At 57.8% G+C, this 25984-nt stretch carries 23 protein-coding genes; 8 read left to right on the forward strand and 15 right to left on the reverse strand.

Translation table 11 applies throughout. From position 1 onward, the window contains the following. Nucleotides 1-38 precede the first annotated feature (38 nt). Entirely contained in the window at nt 39-728 is a 690-nt protein-coding gene (locus tag SPHS8_RS12065) for a HEPN domain-containing protein (RefSeq protein ID WP_201515724.1), read from the forward strand. A gap of 61 nt (nt 729-789) precedes the next feature. On the opposite strand, the gene SPHS8_RS12070 is transcribed toward SPHS8_RS12065, so the two are convergent. From SPHS8_RS12070 to SPHS8_RS12090, 5 genes are all read right to left on the reverse strand, one after another. After that, a complete protein-coding gene (locus tag SPHS8_RS12070; RefSeq protein ID WP_201515725.1) occupies nt 790-1527 on the reverse strand; it encodes a hypothetical protein in 738 nt (245 codons plus the stop codon). Nucleotide 1528: 1 nt separating this feature from the next. Continuing rightward, nucleotides 1529-1756 carry a DNA translocase FtsK gene (locus SPHS8_RS12075; protein WP_236575119.1) on the reverse strand — a complete coding sequence of 76 codons (228 nt, stop codon included), beginning with the start codon at nt 1754-1756 and terminating at the stop codon, nt 1529-1531. A gap of 1 nt (nt 1757) precedes the next feature. Then, a complete protein-coding gene (locus SPHS8_RS12080) occupies nt 1758-1916 on the reverse strand; it encodes a hypothetical protein (RefSeq protein WP_201515727.1) in 159 nt (52 codons plus the stop codon). Then, complete coding sequence (locus SPHS8_RS12085) at nt 1916-2266, reverse strand: thermonuclease family protein (RefSeq protein ID WP_201515728.1); 351 nt, start codon at nt 2264-2266, stop codon at nt 1916-1918. The genes SPHS8_RS12080 and SPHS8_RS12085 overlap by 1 nt, the downstream gene beginning before the upstream one ends. Before the next feature lie 120 nt (nt 2267-2386). Continuing rightward, nucleotides 2387-2635, reverse strand: coding sequence for a hypothetical protein (locus SPHS8_RS12090; protein ID WP_201515729.1), 249 nt, complete (start codon nt 2633-2635; stop codon nt 2387-2389). Between the two features lie 315 nt (nt 2636-2950). On the opposite strand from SPHS8_RS12090, the gene SPHS8_RS12095 reads away from it, so the two are divergent. The 5 genes from SPHS8_RS12095 (at nt 2951) to SPHS8_RS12115 (ending at nt 12023) form a co-directional block, all read left to right on the forward strand. Further along, the gene (locus SPHS8_RS12095) at nt 2951-4288 is read left to right on the forward strand and encodes an ADP-ribosylglycohydrolase family protein (RefSeq protein WP_236575120.1); all 1338 of its coding nucleotides are present in this window, start codon (nt 2951-2953) and stop codon (nt 4286-4288) included. Between the two features lie 129 nt (nt 4289-4417). Next, complete coding sequence (locus SPHS8_RS12100) at nt 4418-5458, forward strand: helix-turn-helix transcriptional regulator (protein WP_201515730.1); 1041 nt, start codon at nt 4418-4420, stop codon at nt 5456-5458. A gap of 66 nt (nt 5459-5524) precedes the next feature. Then, complete coding sequence (locus SPHS8_RS12105; protein ID WP_201515731.1) at nt 5525-7000, forward strand: DUF2779 domain-containing protein; 1476 nt, start codon at nt 5525-5527, stop codon at nt 6998-7000. Between the two features lie 83 nt (nt 7001-7083). Further along, nucleotides 7084-8316: an exonuclease SbcCD subunit D C-terminal domain-containing protein gene (locus tag SPHS8_RS12110; RefSeq protein WP_201515732.1), complete on the forward strand. Its 1233-nt coding sequence runs from the start codon at nt 7084-7086 to the stop codon at nt 8314-8316. Further along, nucleotides 8316-12023 (forward strand): AAA family ATPase, encoded by a 3708-nt coding sequence (locus SPHS8_RS12115; RefSeq protein ID WP_201515733.1) that lies wholly within the window; start codon nt 8316-8318, stop codon nt 12021-12023. The genes SPHS8_RS12110 and SPHS8_RS12115 overlap by 1 nt, the downstream gene beginning before the upstream one ends. A gap of 308 nt (nt 12024-12331) precedes the next feature. On the opposite strand, the gene SPHS8_RS12120 is transcribed toward SPHS8_RS12115, so the two are convergent. Further along, nucleotides 12332-12817 (reverse strand): toll/interleukin-1 receptor domain-containing protein, encoded by a 486-nt coding sequence (locus SPHS8_RS12120; RefSeq protein WP_236575121.1) that lies wholly within the window; start codon nt 12815-12817, stop codon nt 12332-12334. A gap of 226 nt (nt 12818-13043) precedes the next feature. Next, the gene (locus SPHS8_RS12125; protein ID WP_236575122.1) at nt 13044-13997 is read right to left on the reverse strand and encodes a hypothetical protein; all 954 of its coding nucleotides are present in this window, start codon (nt 13995-13997) and stop codon (nt 13044-13046) included. 205 nt (nt 13998-14202) lie between these two features. Here SPHS8_RS12125 and SPHS8_RS12130 point away from each other — a divergent pair, with 205 nt between their 5' ends. Both SPHS8_RS12130 and SPHS8_RS12135 read left to right on the forward strand, forming a co-directional pair. Then, nucleotides 14203-15120, forward strand: a complete 918-nt coding sequence (locus SPHS8_RS12130; RefSeq protein WP_201515736.1) for a WYL domain-containing protein — start codon at nt 14203-14205, stop codon at nt 15118-15120. Continuing rightward, nucleotides 15117-15836 carry a nucleotidyltransferase domain-containing protein gene (locus tag SPHS8_RS12135; protein ID WP_201515737.1) on the forward strand — a complete coding sequence of 240 codons (720 nt, stop codon included), beginning with the start codon at nt 15117-15119 and terminating at the stop codon, nt 15834-15836. Before SPHS8_RS12130 ends, SPHS8_RS12135 begins: the two co-directional genes overlap by 4 nt. 95 nt (nt 15837-15931) lie before the next feature. Here the strand turns inward: SPHS8_RS12135 and SPHS8_RS12140 are convergent, their stop codons facing one another. The 8 genes from SPHS8_RS12140 to SPHS8_RS12175 form a co-directional block, all read right to left on the reverse strand. After that, complete coding sequence (locus tag SPHS8_RS12140; protein ID WP_201515738.1) at nt 15932-16156, reverse strand: hypothetical protein; 225 nt, start codon at nt 16154-16156, stop codon at nt 15932-15934. A 179-nt stretch (nt 16157-16335) separates the two neighbouring features. Next, nucleotides 16336-17667 carry an McrC family protein gene (locus tag SPHS8_RS12145; RefSeq protein WP_201515739.1) on the reverse strand — a complete coding sequence of 444 codons (1332 nt, stop codon included), beginning with the start codon at nt 17665-17667 and terminating at the stop codon, nt 16336-16338. Continuing rightward, complete coding sequence (locus SPHS8_RS12150) at nt 17664-21233, reverse strand: AAA family ATPase (protein WP_236575123.1); 3570 nt, start codon at nt 21231-21233, stop codon at nt 17664-17666. Before SPHS8_RS12150 ends, SPHS8_RS12145 begins: the two co-directional genes overlap by 4 nt. Before the next feature lie 320 nt (nt 21234-21553). Next, complete coding sequence (locus SPHS8_RS12155; RefSeq protein WP_201515741.1) at nt 21554-23053, reverse strand: relaxase/mobilization nuclease domain-containing protein; 1500 nt, start codon at nt 23051-23053, stop codon at nt 21554-21556. Next, entirely contained in the window at nt 23050-23373 is a 324-nt protein-coding gene (locus SPHS8_RS12160) for a plasmid mobilization protein (protein ID WP_201515742.1), read from the reverse strand. Before SPHS8_RS12160 ends, SPHS8_RS12155 begins: the two co-directional genes overlap by 4 nt. A gap of 293 nt (nt 23374-23666) precedes the next feature. Beyond that, the gene (locus SPHS8_RS12165; protein ID WP_201515743.1) at nt 23667-24251 is read right to left on the reverse strand and encodes a hypothetical protein; all 585 of its coding nucleotides are present in this window, start codon (nt 24249-24251) and stop codon (nt 23667-23669) included. Continuing rightward, complete coding sequence (locus SPHS8_RS12170; protein WP_201515744.1) at nt 24248-25009, reverse strand: nucleotide-binding protein; 762 nt, start codon at nt 25007-25009, stop codon at nt 24248-24250. The genes SPHS8_RS12165 and SPHS8_RS12170 overlap by 4 nt, the downstream gene beginning before the upstream one ends. Nucleotides 25010-25433: 424 nt before the next feature. After that, the gene (locus tag SPHS8_RS12175) at nt 25434-25886 is read right to left on the reverse strand and encodes a hypothetical protein (RefSeq protein WP_201515745.1); all 453 of its coding nucleotides are present in this window, start codon (nt 25884-25886) and stop codon (nt 25434-25436) included. Nucleotides 25887-25984: the final 98 nt, after the last annotated feature.

The raw sequence follows: 25984 nt of genomic DNA on the forward strand, positions 1-25984 counted from the left end.
TTGTGATTTAGGCATTCGAGAAAGCGAGGCTCGAGTATATGTCGTTCCGTTACCCACTTTCTAGCCCGCTGCATCCTGAAGCGCTCAAGCAGAAGCAGCGAAGCCTTCGCGAGGGCTTCGCTATGCCTCTCACCCTTCGGGTTCACCGAGCACTTTCTTGGCTCCGCAGGGCAGAAGCCGACGAGGGTGACGAGGACGTACGCTTCATCCTGCTGTGGATCGGTTTCAACGCGGCCTATGCCGGTGACGTTGGCTTAGCGCTGGGTGGCGAGAGTCAGCGCGAGCGCGACGCCTTCGCGCGCTTTTTCTCCACTCTGGTCAGTTTCGATGGCAAGCATCGGATTTATGACATGGTCTGGCAGCGCTTCAGCCAGGAAATCAGGCTGCTGCTGGACAACCGCTACGTATTCGCGCCTTTTTGGCATCATCATAATCATATTGCTGGTTTTGAGGACTGGCGCGGAATGTTGGAACGTGAGCGTGACGCAACGGCTAACGCGCTTCGTCGCCATGACACGGCGACCCTACTGTCGATCCTCTTTGGACGCCTGTACGTCCTGCGAAATCAGCTGGTCCATGGCGGCGCGACCTGGAACAGCGATGTGAATCGGACGCAAGTTCGAGATGGCTCAGCTCTGCTGGGGTGCCTGCTGCCGCTGTTTATCGACCTGATGATGGACAATGCAGATCATGAATGGCCGATGCCGCACTATCCGGTGGTCGATTAGGCAGCAGCGTCCTGATCATCTGAGCCGCGATCGACACATTATTGGTGTGGCTGAACCGTCGCTACAAAGCGTCGCGGGACGTCCTGCTTGCAATATGGGTACGGACAATATTCCAACTGTTACGCAGCTGCAGGCGGCGGCTGTCGATTTCCTCCCGCGCGCGCTGCGCGATCCGTTCAAGGTCAACCACCAGCTCATCAGCGAGGCAGCGTCGCTCTGAGGGGGCGGCGTCCTTCATCAGTGCCGCTGCGGTTGACACGGCTTCCGGAACCGTGCGGGAGACGAATGTAGAACAGTCGATGATGCTCCATTCGACCGCCTCCCCGGCTGCCATCTCCAGCACCCGAGCACAGCTACGCCTTGCCAACCCAAGACGTTTCGCGTGTTCTGGCGCCAAATCTCCAGCAATCTTCCAAGCTTCAGCGACACGTGGATCCGTCTCGGGCTCGAAAGCTTCCTCGACAACCGCAGAGGACATCGTCGCCTCCTCCTCCATAGCCGGCAGCTGACGATCAGCAAGTGCCTCACGGCGTCCGAATTTTCTCAGACACAGAACGAACACCAGGATCGCAACGCCAGATACGGCAATTCCGAACCAATCACCCACCAGAGCGATGGGCAGCACAACGAAGGCAAGAAGGCCAGCCAATGCCGCCACCAATGCGGCGCCCGCAACATTTGCGAGGATGAAAGCGGCATTGACGAGGCCTTGTAGTCCCTTGCGCAGCGCCTTCCCAACCAAACGCAGTAGAAACACGCCCATGAGCAAAACAAGCGCAAGGAAAATGAGCCGGCCCAACTTACGAGTTCCTGACAAAATCGCCTGATGCAACCATGCGCGCTCCGTTTTTGTCTGGCGCAGTCACCAAACCGGACACTTCTAAATCGTCCATAATTCGGCGCGCATATGCATATTGAATTCCCAATTCCCTGGCTAATCGGCTTGTTGAACCAGAACGTGAATTTCTGATCAGATCACGCGCCATTTCAACGCGATTAGCATGCATCTCCGCACCGTCGCCTTTCATATCAGCCGAACAGGCCAATGAGCCGTCTCACGCCTGATGCGATCATCATACCCGTGCCGAGCAGGACAAGACCTCCGATGACAATCGCTTCTAGAGCCACCAGATAGGGGAAGGGCGAACCATCTGCCTCACTATCCCGCTCATCCCAGCGACGCGACATCACCTGCACTCCCGCGCCAGTTCAAGCCCATTGTCCCACTTTCTCATGTAGACCGCTTGCCCTCGGCCAATCTGCTCACAGGCAACATTGACCCCATTCACATATATGTGGGCGAGGGTACGACCATAACGGTCGTATCCCACGCGGCGGATGCTGATGGCACCGTTCATAAGATTCTGCAGGCTCCGCTTACTGGCCTGCCCGTCTCCAGGAGCACATGCGCGCCCCTCCGGGCATCCATGGATTTCAGGCGCGTCGATGCCGACCAGGCGGACGCGTTCTCCATCCAAACGGATGGTATCGCCATCGACGACGGTTACAGCAGCCGCCAGCAATAAAATTCCGATCATCCTGGATTCCGTTCAGCGATTTTCACCGACGGCCCGGCAGTAGCGAACTTGCCGGACCACTAAATGGACAAAGCCTTTGGGGACCTTTGCTAGTGGTCGCACCCTGCTAGCAATTGAACCTTACTGACCTGACTTGATGTTCTTCGCCAACACGGAAATCGCGCCGCCGATCAACAGGCCTGCCCCAACTGTGACGAACGGCACGACCGCAGCGATAGCGGCACCAGCCGCAGCGCCGGTGATGGCGGTGCGTCCCATCTCCGTGTCCCAGGCTTTCTTCACCCCATCGACAGTCTTCTCCCCGATTTTCTGGCCGACCTTCGCGGCGCTGGTTCCCGCCTCTTTCAGCGTATCTCGATCAATCTTCATGATATTTCCCCTTTGGTGCTTTCACCACCCGATCGTAGCCGCTGGGTCAAGCTTCTTCGGCCTCGCGGAGACCATGAGGAGGTAAGTACGACCACATCTGTCAGATTCGGTCGCAATAGCTCTCGCCAACTTCACGCTGGCGCCATGGAGATGGCCCGAAAGGATATGAATGGACCAAAGAGACGCTGCTAATCTGCCTCGCACCAGTGCGAGCCATCCGTTGAAGATCGCGTTCGTCCCAACCGGCACTCGCGGCGGCAGAATAGGGATCACATTCTGCCCGGGCAAAAAGCAGCAAGATGCGCTGACGGGCGCATGGAACCGCGACCTCTGCGCAGACCTAGACGCCATTCAAGCCAGTGGCGCTGCCGCGTAGTCTCTCTGATCGAAGCCGAAGAATTCCTTAGCCTTGGCGTGGACCGGCTCGGCGAGGAAGTACGCACGCGTCACATGGACTGGTTTCATCTGCCCATCGCGGACGTAAGCATTCCCTCCCCGGCATTCGAGCAGGCATGGGCCATCATTGGCGTCAATCTACGCTCCCGCCTACGCCAGGGCTTCGATATCGTATTACATTGCAAGGGCGGCTTGGGACGCGCTGGAATGATAGCCGCGCGCCTACTGGCCGAACTGGGGACCCAGCCGAAGGCTGCCATAAAGCAGGTGCGGGTGGCTCGCCCCGGAGCGATCGAGACTCACGACCAACTCACATATGTGCAGCAAAGGGCCACAGTCGAAGAGGCTCGTCCCGCCAAGACCTCCGCAGCGGTCCGTGCTCGCGGCCGAGGCGCTTTGATCGGTTTGGCTGTAGGCGACGCCCTCGGAACGACATTGGAGTTTGCGCGCAGGGACAGCTATCCCCTTCTATCCGACATGATCGGTGGCGGCCCCTTCGGCTTGAGGCCTGGCGAATGGACAGACGACACGTCAATGGCCCTCGCCTTGGCGAATAGCCTTCTATCCTGCAACGGTATCGATGAAGCTGACCTCATGAAGCGTTTCGCCGCTTGGCGGGATCAGGGATCTTATTCGTCAAACGGACATTGCTTCGACATAGGCATGACCGTCAGCGCGGCATTGGCTCGCTGGGAGCAATCGGGAGATCCCATCGCTGGATCGACAGATCCCGCCACCGCTGGCAACGGCAGTTTGATGCGCCTCGCGCCAGTAGCTCTACGATATCATGACGACATCCCAGCACTTGATGACGCGGCAGCACGTCAAAGCCGGACCACGCACGCGGCGCCTGAGGCAGTGGAGGCTTGCGTCATCTATGCGCGAACGATCGCGAGCGCGATTTCCGGCAGCACCCTGGACGAGGTTCTCAACACCAGGGGCGAGGGCCTAACCAGGAAGATCGCCGAGATCGTTGGTGGTTCTTGGCGAGGTAAGCCAAGGCGAGATATTCGCGCATCGGGCTATGTCGCGCATTCGCTGGAAGCCGCACTCTGGTGCATTGGTCGAACCGGCAGTTTCGCAGAAGCCGTCCTGACTGCCGCCAATCTCGGAGAGGATGCCGACACCACGGCTGCCATTACTGGCCAACTCGCGGGTGCCCTCTATGGTGAGCGCGGAATCCCAGAAGCATGGCGGCATCGGATCGCCGGTTATGAGCGAATTGGCGATATGGCCGACCAACTCTTATCTCGGTAAGCTGTACAAGCGCCCCCTTCACTCTGGGCAGCCGATCCCTCGACATCGCGAAGCCCGATTTCCTTCTTTACGCTCTTGAAAAGGCGGCGAATGCGGTCGTAGTTGGGCACGAATAGGGGGTAGTGCAGCATGACCGATCGTATGGCCAAATTGGACCGATTATTGGCGCTCGTACACGCGCTATCGGAATCGACCGAGGGCCTGACACTCGACGAAATGGCTGAAACACTGGGGGTCAATCGAAGAACCGCCGAGCGGATGCGCGACGTCATCGCGCGGCACTTCGACCTTGAGGAAGTAACCGAGGATCGCCGTAAGCGCTTTCTCATCAGAGACAGCCTTAGGCGCGTCTATACCCGTCCCACTGCGGCTGAAGTTGCAGCACTTACGGCCGAGGCAGATGGGCGACGAGGAGCTGGCCAAACAGTTCGTGCCGACCAACTGGCGAGCCTCCTCGCCAAGGTTAAGGGCGCATTTGACGACCGCGAGAAACGCCGTATTGACCCTGATCTGGAAGCGCTCACCCGGCTCCAGCGGACGATGGTCACCGCCGGCCCCGTCGCTACCGTGCCGCCTGAGACGATTGCAGTCGTCCAAGCGGCGATATTGTCCGGTTGCTGCCTTGAATTCAGCTACGCCGCGGTACAGCAACAGGAACCGCGCTGGCGACGGGTTATACCCTTTGGCATTGTTCACGGCCCTCTTTCCTATCTGGTAGGAAAGATGCCTGATCGAGAAAATGACCCGGTCTATTATCGGCTGGATCGTATGATCGAACCCCGCCTTAGCGAAAAGCTCGGGTGCGCCCCGGATGACTGGGACATTGATGCCTGGCTGGCCGATAGTTTCGGGGTCTGGCGAGATGAAAAGCAAGACGTCGTGCTTCGCATTCATGCATCGGCCGCCTCACGAGCTCGCGAATGGCGTTTCCACCGCAATCAGCAAATAGAACAGCTGGAGAATGGTGATCTTCTGATTCGCTTCACCAGCGGCGGCATGCGAGAGCTGGCAGAGCATCTATTCACTTGGGGCAATGAGCTCATCATAGAGCATCCTACCGCGCTCATTGAGATGATGCGCCAGCGCATCCTAGCTGCGCTGACGATGCTGCCGCCGGAAGCCGCCTCGCCTAACACGACCACTTTTGTCGCACCAACGATGCATGGTTGAAGACATGACGATCAACTCTTCCATCTTCTGCACCACCCCTGCCCGCCTTTCGGTGAAGGTGCCGGCATGAATATAACGCCCCGCTCTTTTGGACTGTCCAAGTCCAGGATCACTTATTTCGAGCTGTGCCCGAAGCGACTGTGGTTATCGGTGCATCGTCCTGAACTGGCTGAAACCGATGAAGGTGCAGAAGCGCGCTTCGCTGCCGGGCATGAGGTTGGCGCCGCCGCATGCGCACTCTTGCCGGGCGGGGTCATGGTCGAGGCTGAACCCGATCTTTCCGCTGCGCTCGCCACAACGAAGGCTTTGCTCGAAAGCGGTCACGAGGATCCGATCTTCGAAGCCACGTTTCAGCATGATGGCGTTCTGGTAAGAGTCGATATTCTCGAGCCGAACGGTATCGGCGGCTGGCACATGGCTGAGGTCAAAAGTTCGACTAAGCCCAAGGATTATCACGTGAATGACCTGGCCACTCAGGTCTGGGTCGCCCGTGAAGCCGGGGTGCCTATCGAGAGCGCAGCGATCCGCCATCTAGACACAGACTTCGTTCTCGAAGGAGATGGTTCGCTTGAGGGGCTGTTTTTCGACAGCGATCTGACTTCGAACATCAAGGATCGGGTCGAAACACGGGCCGAGGTTGTAGCCGCAGCGCGCGAAACGCTCGCGGGTGAGGAACCCAGCATCCTCCCTGGATCACATTGCGACGGCCTACCATGTAATTTCGCGGCATATTGCGAGGGAGCACTTCCGCCAGGCCCGCAATGGCCGGTCACCGTTCTTCCATATGGCGGCGGGAATAACTGGCTGAGACGCGGGGTTGAAGATCTTTTCGAGATTGACCCCACGATGCTGACGAACCCCACCCATCAACGGGTTTACCAGGCTACCGTGACAGGCGAACCCGATCATAACGTTGAGGGCGCCCGCACCGCCATGGCGGATTGGTGCTTCCCCCGGACGTGGTTGGACTTTGAGACAATCGCATTCGCCATTCCGCGCTGGGTTGGCACCCGTCCATATCAACAGGTGCCCTTCCAATTTTCCGCTCATGTCGAAGCGGAAGACGGAAGCCTCCAACACCATGAATTTCTGAGCCTGGATGGTGCGGACCCGCGAAGGGCTTGCGCCGAAGCGCTGGTAACGATGATTCCCAGTTCAGGCGCGGTAGTCGCCTACAATGCAGGCTTCGAGAAATCGCGCCTTCGCGAGCTCTCTGAATTTTTTCCCGATCTAGCAGACGATCTCAATTCGATCATCGACCGGGTGGCTGATCTGCTGCCGGTCACTCGCGCCAACTGGTATCACCGCGACCAACGAGGCAGTTGGTCAATCAAGGCCGTGCTGCCGACCGTTGCCCCCGATCTCGATTATTCAGAGCTTGAGGTGAAAGACGGTGGTAACGCCCAGGCTGCCTATCTGGAGGCCATCTCTCCTACCACGACGGACGATCGTCGGGCTGCCTTAGATGCGGCGCTGCGAGCTTATTGTGGGCGAGACACAGAAGCGATGATCGTCCTAGCCAGGCACCTCACTCAAAACTGATATTGCTGCTTCAAGGCAGCGCTGGCCAGACCCATGGTCGAAATTACGTCCATTTCTGTCGCCAATTCCGCAAAGCTTAAGCCATGACCGAATCAAGACCCGCCTTCCGACTGATCCATAGTTCTGACTGGCACATCGGGCATGAGCTGTTCAGCCATGAACGAGAGGCGGAGCATGAAGCGTTTCTATCCTGGCTCCTCGACCGCCTCGTCGCCGAAGAGGCGGATCTTCTGCTCGTCACGGGCGACATATACGACGTCGCGAACCCTCCAGTGTCAGCGATGGCACGCCTTTATGCGTTCCTTCGGGATGCGACGACACGCTGCCCCAATCTGCAGATCGTCATTATCGGCGGGAACCACGACAGTGCAGCAAGAATCAATCTGCCCGCCGCACTCCTCGGTCCTGGACGAAACCACCTTATCGGCTCTCTCCCCCGTGTGAACGGCATACCCGATTTCGAGAGGATGCTGGTCCCACTCAAGGACCGGGCGGGCACGATCGTGGCGTGGTTAGCAGCGGTGCCCTACTGCCGGCCGGGGGACATGGGGTCGGGCGGGCTTCCAGAATTATATGAGAATGTTCTGACTGCCGGTGCCGAACGTGCGAACGGGCTGCCGCTGATCGTGACCGGCCACCTCCATGTAGCGGAGGGGGATGTCTCCGAACATTCAGAGCGTCGGATCACCGTGGGCGGTGAGGAGGCCCAGGCAACTTCACTCTTTGACGACCGTGCCGCCTATGTCGCGCTCGGCCATCTTCATCGTCCGCAGACGATCAAGGGCGACACTCTGATACGCTATGCGGGATCGCCGTTTCCCTTGTCCGCGACTGAGCGTCTGTACCGCCATTCGATCTGCATAGTCGACCTTGCCGCGGGTGGCGCAGTCGCCCGTGAGGAGGAAATCCCCCGCGTTGTTCCATTTCTCACGGTTCCCGCTGAGGGTCCGAAGCCGATCGGCGAGGTTGAGCTCGCGATCCAAGAATTGGACTTCGATCCAGAGCTTCCTCGCGGGCTGCATCCCTTCGTGGAAGTTTCAGTGCTCGTTGATGGCCCTGAACCGAGCCTGCAAGCACGAGTCATGGCGGCTCTCGACGGCAAGCCTTTGCGGTTAACGCGGATCTCGCGCGTCTCGGCGCGCGAGGCTACCAACCAGTCCATAGCCGAACGCGAAGTCGATCTTGCCGAACTCCTCCCCGAGGCTGTTTTCGCAGAGCTATTCGAACGCGCCCATGGTAGCCAGCCGCCGGAGGATTTGAGCCAAGCGTTCCAAACCCTGCTCATTGAAACACGAACGTCGAGGGAGGACGCCTGATGCGCGTGTTGGCGATCCGCGGCCGTAATCTCGCCAGCCTGAACGGCGATTTCGAAGTCGATTTCGAAGCCGAACCCCTGAGCGACGCCGGCATTTTCGCCATCACCGGCCCGACGGGTGCCGGAAAATCCACCCTGCTCGACGCCATGTGCCTCGCGTTGTTCGATGCCGTGCCGCGCCTCGGTGCAGCACCGGCACGCGCCAGGATTGAGACGGTCCAAGGTGACGAGTTGTCGGCTGGCGACCCCAGGGCGGTCCTTCGGCATGGCTCGGGTGAAGGCTTTGCTGAACTGGACTTCGTCGGTCGCGACGGCGAACGTTACCGCGCGCGGTGGACTGTCCAGCGAGCCCGTCAGAAGACCGACGGCCGGATGCAGGCAACCCGGCACAGCCTTACTCGCATTGCCGATGGCGAGATCCTTGGTGGGACGAAGACCGAAACATTGGCGGAGATACACCGCCTAGTCGGCTTGTCAGCGGAGCAGTTCCGACGCGCCGTCCTCCTAGCGCAGGGTGATTTCGAGGCCTTCATCAAGGCAGATGATAACGAACGCGCGCAGCTGCTCGAACGGCTGACCGGTTCGCATATTTATGCGAGCCTTGGCCGCGCCGCTCATGAAAAAGCAGCAATTCTCCGGGCGCAGCAGCAGACGATTCTGGACCGGATCGAAGCTCAAAATGGCCTCGACGACGAAGGTCGTCGGGTCGCCGAAGAGGAGCAATGCACCGCGAAAGATGCTGCGGATCGAACCGCGTCTGCGCTTGGAGACCTTTCCAAAGCTGTTCGCTGGGAGACTGATCGTCACGCATTGGTCAGCAAGGTCACAGAATGTGAGTTAGCTGCGTCAACCACAAACTCTGCTCGTGAGGAAGCCGCCCCTCGGCACGAAGCATTACGCCTTCGTAAAGCGGCATTCGCCCTTGCAGGAGACTGGACCGCCGTCCGTGAGGCAGAGATGCTGGCGCACGACGCTGAGCAAAATGTCATCCAACGGCAAAGTGATCTTGATCAGGCACGCGAACGCGCAACCCAGACGGCAGCGGACGAGAGCCAGGCGATGGCGGACGTCCAAGTCGAAACAGCGCGGGTGGCAGCGCAATCTCCCGAGATAGAGGAAGCTCGGACGCTCGACCGTAAGCTTTCCGAAACGCGCGCATCGCTCGACGGTATTTCAGACACCCGCGTTACGCGCGCACAAGCTCTATCTGAATGCCAAGAGGCTGAGCAGGTTGCCGGCAGTTCCTTGTCTGACGCCATCGTAACCCGTGACGGTCACGCATCTTGGCTTGCGAAGAACGCTGGATTTGCCAGTTTGGCAACGCAGCAGACAGAACTTGCAGCAGAGCTCGTCGAGATCGCAGCTGTCGATCTCAAGCTGTCGCAAATTTCGGCAAGCGCAGACGAAGCCGAAGCCTCCAAAATCGTGGCCTCCGACGCGTGGGAGGCCGCCAAGGCAGCTGAAGAGGGAACAGCCGCTGCTGCTACCTCGGCTCGCAACATATTGGACGAGGCGAAGGCTTCAGCACCATCCGAGGCTGACTTCTCCACGATTCTTGAAAAGCGGGATCGCCTGGGAGGCCTTTCCCCTCTTCTGGTGGACTGGAAGCATCATGAAACTCAGGCAGGAGCGTGCCATGATCTTATGGGGCGACTGCGCAGCAATTTTGATGGCGCCAAGACCGAGCGCGAAGATTTTGTCACCCGACACTCAGAGGTAAACTCCAGCCTTCCCATTCTCCGGGCGCAACTGCACGAGGCACGCCGTGCCGGCGAGCTAGCCGAAGCGGCTTCGGGCGAAGCAGCAATGCAACTTCGCGCAACACTGGAGGAAGGGCAGGCCTGCCCAGTTTGCGGGGCCACTGAACATGCGTTGAGCGCGATCGATTCACTCTTGGGGATGCAGCTCCGAGAGCAACGGGACCGCATCGCCGATCTTGACGCATCATTGACTTCCAAGACCGCTGAAGAGGCCGCTCTGGCCGCTCGCATCCAATCCACCGATGAATTGATTAGCCGCCTAGAGCGCGACATAGAAAGCCAGACAACCGCATTAGCGGCGGCCAATGGAAACGCCCAAGCTGCTTTTGGCGTCCTGTCTGAGAAATGCAGCCTGGCAGGCCTTGATCCAGCCGCGCTAGACTTCGAAGCCTCTCTAGAAAGCGCACTCGCCGCGCTCGATCGTCAGCGCACGGCCATGACTGAGGCTCGGACGGCGGTTACAATCGCGCAGGTCGCCGATGAAAAAGCCCGGAGCGATTGGGAGAAAAGTCGCACAGCCTCCGGTGTCGCCGCTCAGGCCTTGCGCGATATCGAACAGAAATTGAGCAGCCTACTGGAACGCAAATCGCACGTTACCGAAACGCGGGATCGGCTCGCGAAATCAATTGATGTGAGATTTAGCGGCACCGCAGATTGGCGGCAGCTGGCTGACCCCATAGACTGGCTTGATGAACAAGCCGACGCCTGGCGTACGCATTTTGCGGACCATTCTCGGATCGTCGAGGCCGTGCCTGGCTTGGAGAAAACGGTCGCTGACGCTCGTGCAGATACCGCAGCCGCCATGGTCCGTTTCGACGAAATCGAGTCCCAAGCGAAAAGCTGGGAACAAGAGCAGAATAGCCTAACGAACGCTAGGAGCGGCCTACTTGACGGCGACGCTGTGGAGGCCGTCGTTGCCCGAAATGAAGTCGCGCTGTCGCAGTTTCGCCAGGCATTGGAGACTGCCCAAACTGCGGCGGCTCTCGGTCGCGAAAATCAGGCGGCTTCAGCGGCCCGCAAAGAGGCTGCCGATCAGGAAGCCAAACGCGTGGTCCAAGATCATCTCGATCGCCAAGGTCGATTTCATGGGCGTCTCGTTGAGCTGGACATTGAAGAAGAGGCTATCGCCGGCGCAGCGCGGGAAGGACAGACGGCAATCGACAAGGAGGTTGAAGCGCTTGCCGCAATCGACCGAGCCTTCGAAAATGCTGCTGCCCTATTGGCGCAGCGACAGGAGGATCTGATCCGCCACGATCAGACCGATCAACCTGCCCTCTCTGGCGACGCCCTTGCTCAGGCGGTCAGCGAAGCCAAGCAAGCTGACGAGGCCGCCCAGAAGGCGCTCCAGGAGGCACAGTTCGTCCTGCGCCGGGACGATGAGGTGCGGACACAGACCACGAAGCTTCGTGCCGAACTAGAACGCGAGCGCGCAGCGGCGCGGGTGTGGCTCGCCCTGGATGAACTTATCGGCGACGCGACGGGTGCCCGGTTCCGTCGCTTTGCCCAAGGGCTAACCCTCGATCGCCTGCTTGCGCACGCAAATTCGAGGCTTACGGATCTCAAGCCCCGTTATGAACTCCAACGCGCTCCTAGCGGCGACATGCTTATCCAGGTCATCGACCATGACATGGCGTGCGAGATCCGCGGGGTGCACAATCTTTCAGGCGGGGAACGCTTCCTGATCAGCCTTGCCTTGGCACTCGGCCTTGCCGAGATGTCCACCGGCCGTGGCCTCAAGATCGAGAGCCTGTTTATTGATGAGGGATTTGGCGCTCTGGATGGCGCCAGCCTCGGCCAAGCCCTGTCAGTCCTGGAGCATCTTCATGCTACGGGCCGTCGGGTCGGCGTAATCAGCCATGTCGAGGAAATCAAAGAACGGATACCTGTGAAGATCGAGGTGACGCCCGTCGCCCGAGGCCGCAGCGAATTAACGGTGGTCAGCGGATAGATAACTCTCCGACTTCGCATCCTGATCCGCTCTCTTTATGTTCTGGATTCAACAATCCGCAAATGACCAGCGTTAGGGCATTCGCAACTTTCGGGTTCTAGGTAATGATATGAGAAATGTGGACATTCCAACCAGCAGCGGTGATGACTGTAGCCGCCAACGGACCCGACCTTCAGCGGCCGAAACTACTTCCTGATAGCTACCCTTAATTCATCTGCTCCGGGCCGGTCTCAAAGCGCGTCGCGTTTCTGCCTGGCGCCCGTCCTGTAGCGGTGTGCCGAAAATATGCATATGCAGGACAGCCTTGATTAGGTAGCGACCAGTTCGGCGATTTTGTTGGCAACTTCCGCCATGGACTCTTCGGCAGTACTCAGCCCAGCCCGGGAGGCCAGCAGGAGGCTGACCTGTTCAAGTTCTTCATAAGTCGTTCCATGAACCACCGGGACAAGCCGCTCACGCCGGAGGAGTGCTGAAAGCTCTTTGTCTGCGATGCCTTCTGCCGGGAGGCGACGCAACATAGCCGGGGTCACCAAAACGATACCTACGCGCGAATTCACCAAGCCCTTGTCAATCGCTCGCATCATCGGCACCCCGAGTCCAAGGTCCTTTTCGCTGAACCATACGCGAACACCGCGCGCTTCGAGTAGATCATGTAGTTGCTTGGCGGAGCCCTGCCTGTCATCCCACGCGTGACAGAGAAATACGTCTCGAAGGTCAGGCTGCGACGCCGCCAGATTTTCGACGTTTTCGCGAACCGGTGTGAGCGCCTGCACTTGTTCAGGCGTGTACCACACTGCCGAACCTGCTCCCGACCAGCGGGGCTTCGCGGTGCGGCGAGACCCGCCACCACTACTCCGGCCGCCGCCACTGCTTCCCGACGAGGCGTAAGAAGGGGTGTAGGACGGAGTGTAGGAGGGCGAGGAATAGGACGGGTAAGACCTGGAGCCACGATAGCGGGGGCCGCACACAGGGCAGTCCGCTCCGCCGCCCCGTATGTGGCCTCGTACTGGTGCTGTGCATCTAGCCATGTCTTTTCTTCTCCTTGCTAGGCTTGTTTGGAAGTTCGGCCGTCGGGGCCATCAGGTTGTGCACATCTCTGATACTTGGCGCGGCACCCTGGCCTGTGGCGAAGTCTGCAATCGCGAGCGGGGACTTACGGTCCCCAAGCCTGCCGCCCATCCGCCGCACAAATTCTTGCGCTAGCCGCCCAAAATCAGATCGCAGATCCTTCGGCTTGCAGCATTCCGCATATCGCGCCGTCAGTGATCCGCAGCCGCAGAGTTCAGCGTCGTGGCATTGAGCCAGACGATAATAGGGGTTCAGCGCCTCATTGGGTGGGGGCAGCGAATATTGTCTCCCCGGCCATCGACCCAAGGCTTTCAGGTGCAGATGGCGAAGCGCCCACACCGTATAAAGGTCGATTAGCGACGTCAGATCGCCGCCCTCGGCCCAAGCATTATCGCCGGGCGAAAACGCACATATCGATCCATCGAAAAAATTGGTGTGCCGAGGCCCTATCCAAAGCGGACGGCCGGGATCATTCCAGAAACCCCAAGCACGTGGCCCGGCTCCGGGCGCAAACGGCAGGGCGACCAGAAATGTGGCTCCGTAGTCTAAGCCCGGTAAAATTGAGCTTTCGGTCTGGAGCCACATTCCGTCATCATCAGGGAATACGCGGGACGCAGGATATGCCTTTTCAAGGCTCTCTATCTGCGCTTCGTAGGCGGTCCGAAGCAAGCCGCCGCTGATCCGTGCGGAGGCACCGGCCTGCCGTGATCGACGGGGCGTCCCTTTCCGTCGGGCGGTCCCCTTCCGTGACCCGGCTGCGGGTCCTCTCGGTCTTTGCTGTTCATCGTCAGTTTCCTTGCCCAGTGCTGATGATGCGACATCGGACGCGCTGGGCATAACCACGCCGTTGTCGAACACGTGAGGAAAGACATTGGCGTCCAGTTGCCTGCCGATCGCGATAAGCATTTCCCGGGACGATGGCTCCATGTCTCCTTCCTCCAATTCTACAAAGCATCGCTCGCCTTCGACGCTTGGCCCGGCACAGCGCAGTGCCGTGTCACTTGGGCTCGATCGCTTTGACGAGTCGTGCGATACAGACTATCTGTGACTGTATCCGACACACCAGTCAACTTTTTGGTGGTGATAGGCACATAAAGTGGTGGGGTTATGCATGAGCCAGGATGGCGCCGAAACTATCGACGATCTGAAGCCGGGGTTGCGCCGCCGCCTCGAATTCATTGATTTCCGGCTCTTTTGGGATGGCCGGATCAATCGATCAGACCTTCGGGAGCACTTCAAAATCTCGGCGCAGCAGGCGTCCAACGATCTAGAAAAGTTTGCTGAGTTCGCTCCCCGCAGCATGGCCTACGATCAGCACGCCAAGTCCTTTGTGCGTGCCCAAACCTATGAACCAGTCTTCGTCGCCGGACAGGCGCATCGGTATCTCCTTCAATTGCAGGCACTGAAGCTGGGATGGCTCGATAAGAACCACACATGGTTTGGAGCCGTTCCTGACATTGAGGTCGTAGAGCTTCGCCGACGGCCCGTGAGCGACAAACTGATCATGCTGTTGACCACTGCGATCAACGAGCGTCGTCAGATAAAGGTCAAGTATTGGACGATGAGCGGCAAGCCCGCGACGGACAGGGTACTCGCGCCACATTCACTCGCCTACGTCGCGGGCCGCTGGCACATCCGCGCTCACGATGCGGGCAATGGTGATTTTCGCGATTTCAACCTCGGGCGGTTGGAGAACGTCGAACTCAGCGATCACAGTATGATCGATCCGAGCTTCGACTTCGAATGGAAGTCGATCGGGAGGCTGCGCCTGCGACCAAACCCCGAACTCCCGCCCGAAGAGCAGGAAGCGGTTCGGCGGGAGTTCGCTTTCGAAGGCGAGGAGATAGAAAAGCCGTGCCGCCTGGCGCTCCTGTTCTATCTTCGTTCAGAGTATCACCTCGCAGATGACGGCATCGACAAGCGCAAACGCCACCTCGTGCTGCTTAATAATGACGAACTTGAGGAATTGAGGTTATCGGCGAGGCGTATGAGCGTTATGGCACTTCAAGGTGGCGTTGAACCGCAATGAATTTGGCGGACCTACATGCCTTAGATTGGCGCGACCCGGTCATAGGGTTCGCCCTGTTTGGAAGCAGGGCGCGCGGCGATGAGGATGCCGAATCCGATTACGATATTCTTGTTTGGTCTGAGGGGGCGCAACCTCACACGATCCGGCTCGGCATGCACGCGATGGCGGTCTATCCTTGCGAGTACCTTCTGCGGAAAGCCGAGCAAGGAGACTTGTTTGCAAGCCATCTGGTTCATGAGGCCAAGGAGATCTGGGATCCGCATTCCCTCCTGAAAGCATTGCGGACGCGCTTCTCGCCAAAGCAGTCATACGGTCGTGAGATCGACCTGGCCGCGCAGATTGGAAAGTTTGTCTTACAATTTCATCATCGTATGCCGAGCGTTCTCATTAACCGCAGGATCGCTTGGGTCGTGCGCACAATCTTGATAGCCAAGGCGATGGAAATTGGCGCGCCAGTCTTTGCTACGCGAGAATTGACAAGCCTGCTTTGCGCACCTGAGGCTATTCCGCTTATCGCCCTCAAGGACGATGCGGAATTTCGTCCTGACGGTTTGATTGGTCTGGGCTCATTTCTATCGCGCTGGGCTGCGCCGTGGAATGAGGCTGCAAGCACGATTGACGAGTTCCGGAAACTCTTTGAAGCAAGCGAAAACGATTTCGGACTCCAGACCATTAAATCGCTGCGGAATGTCACGGACGCCACAGATTATCGATGAGCGGCCGTGCCGAAGGGGCAGGGTTTGCTGGAACTGGCCTGCCCATTGGCTGGACTGCACCTCAGACCACCAGCGGTAAAGTTGACGGTGCAGGCTTACTTGGCGCTGGTGAATTTATATTCTTCAACAAGAGTCAAAAGTTGCTTACCCAAAATGAGATCCGCTTGCCCTGCAAGACGCATAAAAAGAGCACCCGGTCGACCGATTTTTTCTGCTGCAAAATCATCGAAAATTTCACGGACAGTGCCTTCGGCCAGTTCCTCTTCCCCTCCAGGAACCAGCTTGCACACGGTTGCGTAACGGTCGAGATCGATTCCCATAGCGGCTCATACCTCTTCATCGATTAGAGATTTATGATCGCGACGTTATGATCGTCGCACCCCAGATACGAATAATAGTGCTTGGAGTAGAAGATAGATACAAGTCCGCCTCTCTCGCAATGCGAAAAGCTGGGATCAGCAATGACTGAAACCCCAGCGCAGGCGGCGCGTAGCGCAGATCAGGCTGTTACCAGCTTCAGGTCACTCCCCATCTCACCAGGCAGGAAGTCGAAAATCAGCTTTCTTAATTCGCCTTGGACATGGTTTGTTTGGGTCGTCAAATCAACTAGCCCCAATGCAAGCATTTCTCGCCCTCCGGCTATACCGAAACGGCGGCTCAGGGTCGTTCCGTTCCCCGCAACAGCGGGATAGAGCAGCATCAGGCGATCACACCGATAAAGCCGGGCATAGGCCATCATCTGATACACGTCGCCCTGCGCGACACCTCTCTTCGCCACCGATGGATCTGGAGAGAGGCACTTCCATTTCGTGTCGATGATCGCCAGATCCTTCCCACCACGACGGAGAATGATATCAGGTCGTGTTTGGAATATGCGGCCCTCGCAATCTTGCTCGTCCGTCCATTCACCCAAACAGTTGCGAAGACCGCCTTGCTCAGCCACACTGATGCCGCTGCCTGACAAAGCACGTCGTAGCAGAGAGGCGACAGCTGCTTCGAACAGATCGTTCATCGGAAAAAGCAGGGTAATCCCGTTATGTGACCGATGATCGTACGTCGCTCCCTGCCAATCGCGCCTGAGCAGCAACTTCGCCAAAGCGAAGACGGCTTCCCACCGTTGGCTTGTGCGATCAATCCTAACCTTGTCCCAGGGCAGCGCGGAAACAGGCACATCGGTGACATCCGCGAGGACGAAGCGGAGTTCCTCAAGCAGTCGGCGCGTGTCCTGTGCGCGGGCCAGCTTGGACAAGTAGATCACGGCTGCTTTCATCACCTGCATCAGCGGTACATCGCTAGACAGCACGTCAAAGCGGCAAGCCAGCCGATCTGGGCGCGCCACATGAGCCGTCAACTGGCGAACGATATCGAGCCTTCCGCGCAACGTCGGCAGATCTTCAGCGCAGGCCTGGTAAGCCCGAGGTAAACCTCGGCGAGCCAAGGCTAGCAGCCGCTGCGCGAAAAGGCGGATCAAGATATCGAGCAGGTTTTCCGCGCCATGAGCCATGGCGGTCTGAGCGCCCTCCGCCAAGTTCAACCCAAGCGCAAGATCGAGCAAGGAGATCAGGCGGGATCGAACCGTCGGGAGATCGCCTAGGTCACCGTCGGGATCGACCTTGGGTAAGATTTCCAAGCTACACCCTGGCGCTGCGATGACGCCCACCATCTGTTTGGCCCGCAAGTGGTGACGATGGTCGGTAAGGATGGCGCCCCCATCCCCGCCTCCCATCGGATGTGCCCGAGCAGCAGCGAGCAGCGCCTCAGCCTGAGCCAAGGAAAAGCCATCCGGACCAATAGCTACTCGTCCCCACTCAGGCACATGGAGATGCGTCATGCGGCGTCGTTCTCCGCATTTGGCGCGTCTTCGTTCACAGCCGAGAGGGCTGCCCCCTTGCCCAAGAGACGGGCAAAAGCATCAGCCAACGAAATCTTTGGTTCGGGGCTGTAGAAATCCCGAACAAACCAGCGCTCGCGATCCATACCGTCCATACCAGGAGGAGCCTTGATCACTTCCTGGCCAATGAAGCCATCGCCCAGCACCATCCGAACGCGGCTCCAATCTTCGAAGAAATACTCCTGGAGCAGCGGAATGATCTTGTCCCGCATCACATCGATAACGTCTTCAGCCGTTTTACAGCCCATGAAAAAGGCGTGCCCAATACGGTGCTCACGATCGACCAGATATTCAATGCGATCGTTTATAGCCTCTAATATCTGGACGAGAGGCATTTCCGTCGTGGCTGCTGCATCCTTCAACTGCTGTGGATCAGGGGCAATTTCGCGAAATTTGAAGCGGCGGCGAAGCGCAGTGTCGAGCAACGCAATGGAACGGTCAGCGGTGTTCATCGTACCAATGACGTGAAGGTTTGCGGGCACGCCAAACTCCGCCTTCGAATAAGGCAGTCGAACAGTCAAAGCGTTGGCCATACCGAGCCGTTTGTCCGGCTCCAGGAGCGTGATCAGCTCTCCAAAAACCTTGGAGATGTTTGCCCGATTAATCTCATCGATTACCAAGACGAATTCGTCAGGCTTGGTCGCATTACCCGATGGTTCACTCGATTCCTCGTCGACCGTAAGCAGGCGGCTCAATGCAGGAATATTAATGCGCTTACGAGGCAGCTCATACACCGTTCGCATCGTGAAATTACCGTCGATGATAGCATCCAAGGGAAGCGGTTCATCAGATGTCATAATCCATTTCACCTTACGACGATGGGCAAAATAGCCTTCGGCTTCTGGGATGAATTCGTAATCGCCGACGATCTGTCCCACGGCCCGAAACGCGCTGTTGCCGTATGGAATGATAACGATATCACCGATCGACATATCGTTGCGGAAGCGGTGCGTCTGAGTCCAATTGCTGGGCTCCTGGCTTTCAGGATAGAGCGACAACCAATGAGACTTGATTGCGTCGACCGTCGAAAAGCGCTCATCGCTCCAATCCTCGGCTCTCCCCCAACCCAAGGCAATGTAATGATCCTTTAGCGCCGCCTCGTAAACGTCTTCCTCCTGCCGAATGGCACCCAAGCCCATTTTCCAGAAGTGGCAGGTGGAAAGATCAATTGTTCGACCGGAATCGCCTGCTTCCGCCTTTTTGCGAGCATGTTCAGCGAGCGCGCAGATCTCACGCAGGATCCCTGGGTAGTGTTTCAAACGGAACCCGGCGCCTTGTTCTTCAGCGTCGTCGGCCGGCCGCAATCCTTCTACGAAATTCTCATAATCATAGGCCTGATGGAAGGTCACGAAGGCGATGCGCTTCTCCAACTCAAGCTCGCGATAACGCGCCATAAGAGCGGCCCGGCCCTCAGGCGTTTCCGAAAAGTCGACAGAGCCATCACACAAGCGCACGGCTTCCCGCGCCGTAGAGTAGGTCTTGCCCGTGCCGGGGGGGCCATAGAGAATGAGGTTGGTCGGATTAAGCATGAATTCTTCGTCCTGCGATGCGTTGAGGCGGTCACGCCAAAAAGGTAGATTCAGAAACCAGGCGATATCTTGCTCTTCGCCTTCGAAAATGAACGCCGCGAGCTTACGCGCTGTCTCACGCTCAAGTGGAAGGCGCCAAATCGTGTCATTGTTGGTGTAAAGCCACCAAAGCAGAGGTTCGGGCAGTGGGGTCCAATCCACCTGAACCTGACGGCCGTCACCCCCGTTGCCCGTTACAATACCAGTCGCCCTTATGCGCATGGCACTCACCGGCTTGCCGTTGGTCTCGAACGGCGCGTTTCGCTGGTTCGGTAGATAGTCGCGCAAAACGATACGGTCGCCCACCTGCATCTCGCGAACCATATGGTTATACTTGCTGTCGCTATCGTAGAGCAGATGCCACACCCCTCGTTCTACGAAGGTGGCGAAACCGTCTGCGTCGCCGTTACGAGATGTGACGAGCCAGACGGGCGTTTCATCGGTCAACGCGCTAACCTCGACGCCCGAATCGGGCAGTCGCTTTTGGCAGGCTTCCCAGATGAACCCTTGAACATCCCAGAGGTCGCGAGGCGCCCATTGCCATTCATCGCGCATGATGCGCTCCACAGTCCGGACAAGGCGCATTACGCCGACCAGCTCGCCTTCGGTTAGCGGATTTGGTCCGAAAGCAGGGCTGCCGCTCAACATCCAATATGCATTGTCGGTGGGCGTGGACCGGATGCCAAACATTCCTTCGGGAGCGACTAACGCCCGAAGCATCGTCGAGATCGTGCGGCTCTCTGCATAAGGGTTCGCTTGCGCATGAGGCAGCATCAGAGGCCAGGTGGTGGAAACGAAAGAGATCACCCCGGCAACGTCGTCGACAGCTCGAGCCAGATCTTCAGCCGCTTGCTCCACCACTCCAGGGCTGGCGCCCCGCATCGCTTGGACCAGATTGATCACCCGCCAGTCGAGCAGTTCGCACCGCACTTCGGCTTTGCCCACGAGCAGGTCGAGCAACGATGCACCTATTGACGGATCATCATTTCTTTGACCGGCCAAAGCCTGCACATGCGCTACCAGATCTCGACGCTTGCGCCCCTCATCGGACGCGTAAGTGGCGCCCTCCTGGAAGCTCACAAATTCCGGATGACGCTCTAGAAACTCGGAACGCAAACGATCGAGCCAGTCACGATCGACATATGGGGCGGCATCCTCATACCAGTCCAAGAGCTCCGCAAGGTTGGCTGCATCCGCCGGCCGGACGATCAAGACGGGCCGAGGCCTATGCCCATTTGCCGCCTTGTGCTTCAACCGAGGCGGCAGATTGGAATGCCTCGCTTCCGTAGCAAGATAAGTGCGGTGAATCGGAAGCGGGCAAGACTCTCGATCCGCACTGTCTTCAATCCAAATTTGCGTGATTGAGACTGTACGCTCCCACGCAAGCTGACGTCCATCGGGCAGAGCAAATGCGAGCATCTTCGCGGTATCCACAATCGGAATGCCGTAGCGCTGACGCAGTTCGCCCTCGATGTTACCCTCACTTGCCACCAGGTCGAAACGCAAGATCGTAGCTGGGCTGATATTCGCACCGACACGCTCAGCAAGCCTCACATCAGCCATCTCGCGAAACTTACGGCCGGCAAGAGCCTGACAGATATTTGGCCACGCTTCCTTCAGACCAAGAGCCGCATTGACGTCGCGTACCAGAACTTCAACGCTATCCTCCTCGCGCTCACGTGCCGGCTCAATATAGGTTTCGAGGACGTGACGTCGGATGGCGTCGGCGTATCGATCGCCCAGTTCCTCGCCTTGCAAAAACTGCCCATATTGGCCCAGCCAGGAGCGCCAGCTAGCTAACCTGTTTAGCGGCTTTTCAGACTGCGGCATGAGTATCTTGAAATCACTGCCCCCATCACGAAAATCGGCCTGCATTGCTTTCAGTCGCTGACGCAAATGCTGAAATTTGTCAGCCTGCCATACCGCTGCGAGATCCACGTGAGGAGAACCGAGCGAAGCAAGATTATTCTCGATAGTCCGAACCGCATGCGCTCGAGTGCTTCGCCCGCTTTCGGTATTTGCTCCCCGCTCGGCAAGCCAAGCCTTAAACTCCGCTTCTTGCAAATCAGTCCCCCATTTTTCGCGTTCAGCTAACGCGGCCGGCTCGGTCGAGCTACGAGTTTTTTGTTAAATTTCACCCCTCTCAGGTGAACAAAGAAACAATAACGTGTCCCACGACATTAACGGTCGCAGATCTAGTGACGGCATACAGAGGCAGGTTTGATAATGCCACCAGCCGCCATGAACCGATCACAGATTCAACGCGAATGGCCGGATTGTTGCGCCAGCCAAGCCAGCTGACGGTCGAAGTCAGAATCAGCCTCTATCTTCTGGTGCTCGAGTTTAGGTTGAGTTTGTACACGGGACGGCGCTGGTGGCTCCACAATAACTTTCTTCGTGATCGGTTTGCTGACGGACTTTTCCCGAATGACCGGGGTTTTATCCTGGACCGCCAATTTTTCAGCCGCTTTTTGCGCCATGAAAACCGCAAAGCTCAACAACCGCGGTAGTCTTAGCTTGGCCACCTGCGCCCGGTGCTCGGCATCCAACGCTTTGAGCTGAGGCAACCGCACGCTTTTGGTGAAGGCTACGCTGAATGATCGTCGTTGCGAAGGCAGTAGCCGGGCGGCTTCCTCCTTACGCTGTTTCGTCAGCTGCTGCGAGAGAGCCTTCCGCTTAGCCAGATGCTGACGTTTGCGTTTTTCACGCTCAAGGCGGACAAGCCGGCGCGCTTCAAAATGCTGGGTCCGGTAAAGCTCGAATTCTGTCCTACTTGGCCTAGCCTCTTCGAGTTTCACCTCCGGACAGGCGCCCAGATAGTCGGTATTCGTCGGCCACCACCGCTCAAACGCAATAGCATCCGGTGGCCGCCGCTTCTCGATTTGAAGTAAGCCGTACCGGCAGGCCGCGGTATCCAAATCGGAGGCCTTCATTCGATTATCGACGCTTCGCAGGTCATACAGCGTCAGCCCAACGATCTTTGCGCCTGCTTTTTTGCTTTTGCGCAGGGCTGCTTCAAATCCGACACCGATAGCAGCAAGAGCTCGTCCGGCCTTATCCCAACTCGGGAGATCCAGCGCTGCACGAATCGCATCCGCCCTCTCGATGAGCGATTGCTCACCAGTTCTGTTCGCTCGATGTTCATGTGCGGCCCTGGTCCGACGCGATGGACCGACCTCCCGAGCACCATCCATTTCAAGATGGGTACGCAGTCGGCGAAGGCCGAACCGCTTTTCAATGAAGCGGCAAAGGTCCTGCAGCCGGAAGAGCGCAAATTGATTGAAGGAGCGCTTGACGACATCGGTCGCAGGCAGCTGCTCAACCTCGTCCTTTTTGAGCGCGAAAGACGCGACACCCTTCACCCGCGCATGCGGGGCGAGAAAGGCCTGCTTGGCAGGCGTTTTAAGGGTGAATGGCGACACGGTGGAGATCATGAGGTGAATGTGGTCGTAGCCTTTATCACGATGGCGAACGGCAACCAGCTGATGGCCGCGAAGGTTAAACTCTTCGAGTACATCATCGATTATCTGCTTCCATGTTGCGTCGGATAGCCGGCCATCCTCAAGCGCTGCGGAGAGCGAGATGTGCATCACGACCGCTTTGGCCCGAGGCGCCTGCTCAGCTACCAGGGCCATTTCCGCCGATGCATTTTGCAGGGATGAGACCTCTCGTAGATCTAGGATCTCGTGATCGCGATCGTTAGTGAGGTATTTTTCGAGACCGGCAAAATCTCGCCCCCAGGTGATGGCGGGAATCATGACGCAAGCATCCTGCGGGTGGCGGCGAGCAAATCTGCGTACGCGGATTGTAGCTCATCGAGGAGTTCAACGGCGCGAGCTGTATTCGCATGACGCGCGATTTGGTTGATGTTCTTGCCGATGCGTCGAACATCATGAACCAACTGACGCGAAGCGACCAGTTGCGGGTGCGATTGCCGCACGAGGCGGCGGAGTACCTCAGCAGCGGTGACGTCCGAATGTTGCGCAATCTCCTGCAGGAGATCATATTCGGCGGGAGACCAGCGAGTGGGAAGCACGACTGTGCGCACGCGAACCTCGCTGCCTGAGCGACGGGTCATTTCATTTTCTCCAGAAACAAGGGTTTCGAGCGTCTTGGAGGGAGGGGTCCAGGGGAGGGCAGCGCTCCTCCCCGGCCAGGTCCGGCCACGACTAAGGCAGCGCCAGAGCGGGCACGCGACAAAGCTGACGTCTACGCGTTCTATGCGCGGTAGTCGTTGGCCAGCCCTGGCTAATTTCCTCTCACGTTAATTTAAAAGCACACTAAACTTAAATCCGCAGGCATCTGCGGACGGAGCCAGCGGCGGAGGGAAGCGCCTGCCAGTACAGCAACGTTGAGCTGACAGGCGTTTAACTACTGATTTGTCAGACGGTCGGCATACTCTGCCGCACAAATGCGAGCATCGCTGCGGAACTGTTCAGCATCATGTCCTGCAGCATTATCGTCATTCCGCCGTTTGATCGCTGCTGCTCCGAAAACGGCATTGATGCAGTGATTGAAGTTGATCTCGGAAATTGCGTGGTGGCGTATTTCCGGACGCGAGAGCCACCATTTGGTGCTGGCCCCGCCGGTGATGAAGCCGAAGATCAAAACGAACAGCATCCAAAATGCACCCCAGCGATAGAGGCGTGCCATAGCGTCCCGACTGTCGACTGGCATCAGATCACGGAATGCGTGGAAAGCCATTTCTGCAGCTTTTTCTACTCGGCCGGGCAAGTCCCGATGTATTTTCTGCTGTGTCTCGAACGTCGCCTTTTGGACAACTTCATTCATCTGGCGGACGTGCTCCACCCTGAAAATGACCTCCGCAAGAACGCCAGGTGAATTCTTCATTTCCGACGGAAGGCGTCGAAGAAACTTCTCCATTCTAATGTAATCTTCGGGGCTTGCTTCGCGCTCCAATAGATCGCGATACATCTGCTCAACGAGATCTCTCATAGGACCAACCCCGCCTGGCTGTAGAATGGACGGAATGCTCGTACGATATCTTCCCACCATATTTCGAAATCGACTTGTTCTGACACATGTAATTGCAACGACGACAAATCGTCGAACGGACAGCGGGCACGTGCAATCTTGGTCCGAGGCCGAATTTGCAGGGCCGGGATGAAGGTTTCCATTGCTCCGCCCGCAAGCAGTTCTGCGCGCAGTTCCGATTCGTGCCATAAGACGAACGATCGGGGACTATCGCCGAACCTGCCATTCATCACGATCAGAGTTTGCTCTGGTGGCGCGAAATCTTTGACGCGGTTCAACAGGGTGATTGCGTCTTCCTCCTCATCAATCACCCAAACATGCAAAATGTCGCGATTGAGCTTTGCTACGGCCCGATTCACCCGGTGCATCTCGCGTTCCAGCGCGTCGCCGATATTCCCGGGCATATCGACAAGGAGGACGGCGTTTGAAGGGGAATTCTCCCACCCATCAAGAAGCAGTCCCCAACCATCCGTATGGCGAAGATAAGCCCTCGTTACGGGCATGACGCTACGATAATATCGATCCAAATGCGCATTGCGCGCATCGCAATCGAAGCCGATGACGAGGTAGCCGGCTGACCGGAGAAATGCGGCCAAAATACGCGCAATGAGAGATTTGCCGATTCCGCCCTTGTCGCCATTGACGACAATGATAGGCGCAGGCGGTGAAGTCGCGAGTGGCGGAAATTCAGGGCAAATTGATCCTGTCTTTGCAGACATAACGTGCACTCCTCGAAAAATTTGATCAATGTAGGTCGCTGATCGAGTTGATGAGCTTTCTTGACGGAAGCGCAGAGCGCCTGGCGGCAGTTCTTCAATCCATGCCGGCGCGGGTTATACGCTAGCTAATCTGCGCCTGCCGGAGCTTTCAACGCCATTTCTGCGAGGGAGCCTGTGGCCGGTTAGTGGGAGACAAACGCATAAAGTTTAAGGCCTTTAATGACTTACCTGCGCCTCCTTTGTCTCCGGTGACGAAGATCACAGAGGCCCCTTCAACGGCATGAGGCTCTCGGTGAGTGGCCGCATTTTGATCGATAATCATGGTCACGATTTTGAGTCCTGTTGGGCATCATTTCGAAAGAATGCGGGCAGATGACACGATCAAGGCGCCCGCCATTTTGATGAAAAGCTTTAGAAAGGAGAGTTAGTTCGGCACCATCACGTCACTGTAGAGATCAGCGTGAGGTGCGCGCTTGGGAGCAATGACGCTGTGAGCGCTGCTCGCGTCCGCGGGGGCTGAAGTCCCCGAAGCGGTTTGCTGCCGCGGATTTCGCGTCGAGACCGGCTCGGCATCGACGGGCGCATACTTCTGGCGCTTCTTTGGCCTTTTCAGCGCTGTTTCAGCGCTAGCCGATTTCAACTCCTTGCGACCAGCAGCCAGCGCCTCACGGAGGATCGACTGCGTAACGCGCGCAGCCTCCATCCAATTCTTGGCCCTCTGGTTGGCGACAATCGCGGGCAGTTTCACCCGAGGGTTCGCCGCCAGTAGCGCTTTCACGAACCGGGCGGCCGCTACCTGGGGCGCGGCAAGCAATTCGCGATCTGCCAGCAACTCACGCGCGACCTCCGCGCCGAGTTCCGCTTCATCGTTAGTCATCTTTACGTCCTCATCTAAACCGAACCACAGTGGCTCGATGAGGACGATGTTAGACAGGAATCGAGGAACGCCGCGCGGTATACGATTCGATTTTTAAT

Origin of the sequence: Sphingobium sp. S6, assembly GCF_905120495.1 — a bacterium.
GTDB classification, from domain to species: domain Bacteria; phylum Pseudomonadota; class Alphaproteobacteria; order Sphingomonadales; family Sphingomonadaceae; genus Sphingobium; species Sphingobium agri.

Excerpts from the sequence above, each read along its gene's own strand:
- SPHS8_RS12065 (WP_201515724.1), top strand. The coding sequence starts at position 39 with ATGTCGTTCCGTTACCCACTTTCTAGCCCGCTGCATCCTGAAGCGCTC.
- SPHS8_RS12075 (WP_236575119.1), bottom strand. The coding sequence starts at position 1,756 with ATGAAAGGCGACGGTGCGGAGATGCATGCTAATCGCGTTGAAATGGCG.
- SPHS8_RS12080 (WP_201515727.1), bottom strand. The coding sequence starts at position 1,916 with ATGTCGCGTCGCTGGGATGAGCGGGATAGTGAGGCAGATGGTTCGCCC.
- SPHS8_RS12085 (WP_201515728.1), bottom strand. The coding sequence starts at position 2,266 with ATGATCGGAATTTTATTGCTGGCGGCTGCTGTAACCGTCGTCGATGGC.
- SPHS8_RS12090 (WP_201515729.1), bottom strand. The coding sequence starts at position 2,635 with ATGAAGATTGATCGAGATACGCTGAAAGAGGCGGGAACCAGCGCCGCG.
- SPHS8_RS12095 (WP_236575120.1), top strand. The coding sequence starts at position 2,951 with ATGGAACCGCGACCTCTGCGCAGACCTAGACGCCATTCAAGCCAGTGG.
- SPHS8_RS12100 (WP_201515730.1), top strand. The coding sequence starts at position 4,418 with ATGACCGATCGTATGGCCAAATTGGACCGATTATTGGCGCTCGTACAC.
- SPHS8_RS12105 (WP_201515731.1), top strand. The coding sequence starts at position 5,525 with ATGAATATAACGCCCCGCTCTTTTGGACTGTCCAAGTCCAGGATCACT.
- SPHS8_RS12110 (WP_201515732.1), top strand. The coding sequence starts at position 7,084 with ATGACCGAATCAAGACCCGCCTTCCGACTGATCCATAGTTCTGACTGG.
- SPHS8_RS12115 (WP_201515733.1), top strand. The coding sequence starts at position 8,316 with ATGCGCGTGTTGGCGATCCGCGGCCGTAATCTCGCCAGCCTGAACGGC.
- SPHS8_RS12125 (WP_236575122.1), bottom strand. The coding sequence starts at position 13,997 with ATGCTTATCGCGATCGGCAGGCAACTGGACGCCAATGTCTTTCCTCAC.
- SPHS8_RS12130 (WP_201515736.1), top strand. The coding sequence starts at position 14,203 with ATGAGCCAGGATGGCGCCGAAACTATCGACGATCTGAAGCCGGGGTTG.
- SPHS8_RS12135 (WP_201515737.1), top strand. The coding sequence starts at position 15,117 with ATGAATTTGGCGGACCTACATGCCTTAGATTGGCGCGACCCGGTCATA.
- SPHS8_RS12140 (WP_201515738.1), bottom strand. The coding sequence starts at position 16,156 with ATGGGAATCGATCTCGACCGTTACGCAACCGTGTGCAAGCTGGTTCCT.
- SPHS8_RS12145 (WP_201515739.1), bottom strand. The coding sequence starts at position 17,667 with ATGACGCATCTCCATGTGCCTGAGTGGGGACGAGTAGCTATTGGTCCG.
- SPHS8_RS12155 (WP_201515741.1), bottom strand. The coding sequence starts at position 23,053 with ATGATTCCCGCCATCACCTGGGGGCGAGATTTTGCCGGTCTCGAAAAA.
- SPHS8_RS12160 (WP_201515742.1), bottom strand. The coding sequence starts at position 23,373 with ATGACCCGTCGCTCAGGCAGCGAGGTTCGCGTGCGCACAGTCGTGCTT.
- SPHS8_RS12165 (WP_201515743.1), bottom strand. The coding sequence starts at position 24,251 with ATGAGAGATCTCGTTGAGCAGATGTATCGCGATCTATTGGAGCGCGAA.
- SPHS8_RS12170 (WP_201515744.1), bottom strand. The coding sequence starts at position 25,009 with ATGTCTGCAAAGACAGGATCAATTTGCCCTGAATTTCCGCCACTCGCG.
- SPHS8_RS12175 (WP_201515745.1), bottom strand. The coding sequence starts at position 25,886 with ATGACTAACGATGAAGCGGAACTCGGCGCGGAGGTCGCGCGTGAGTTG.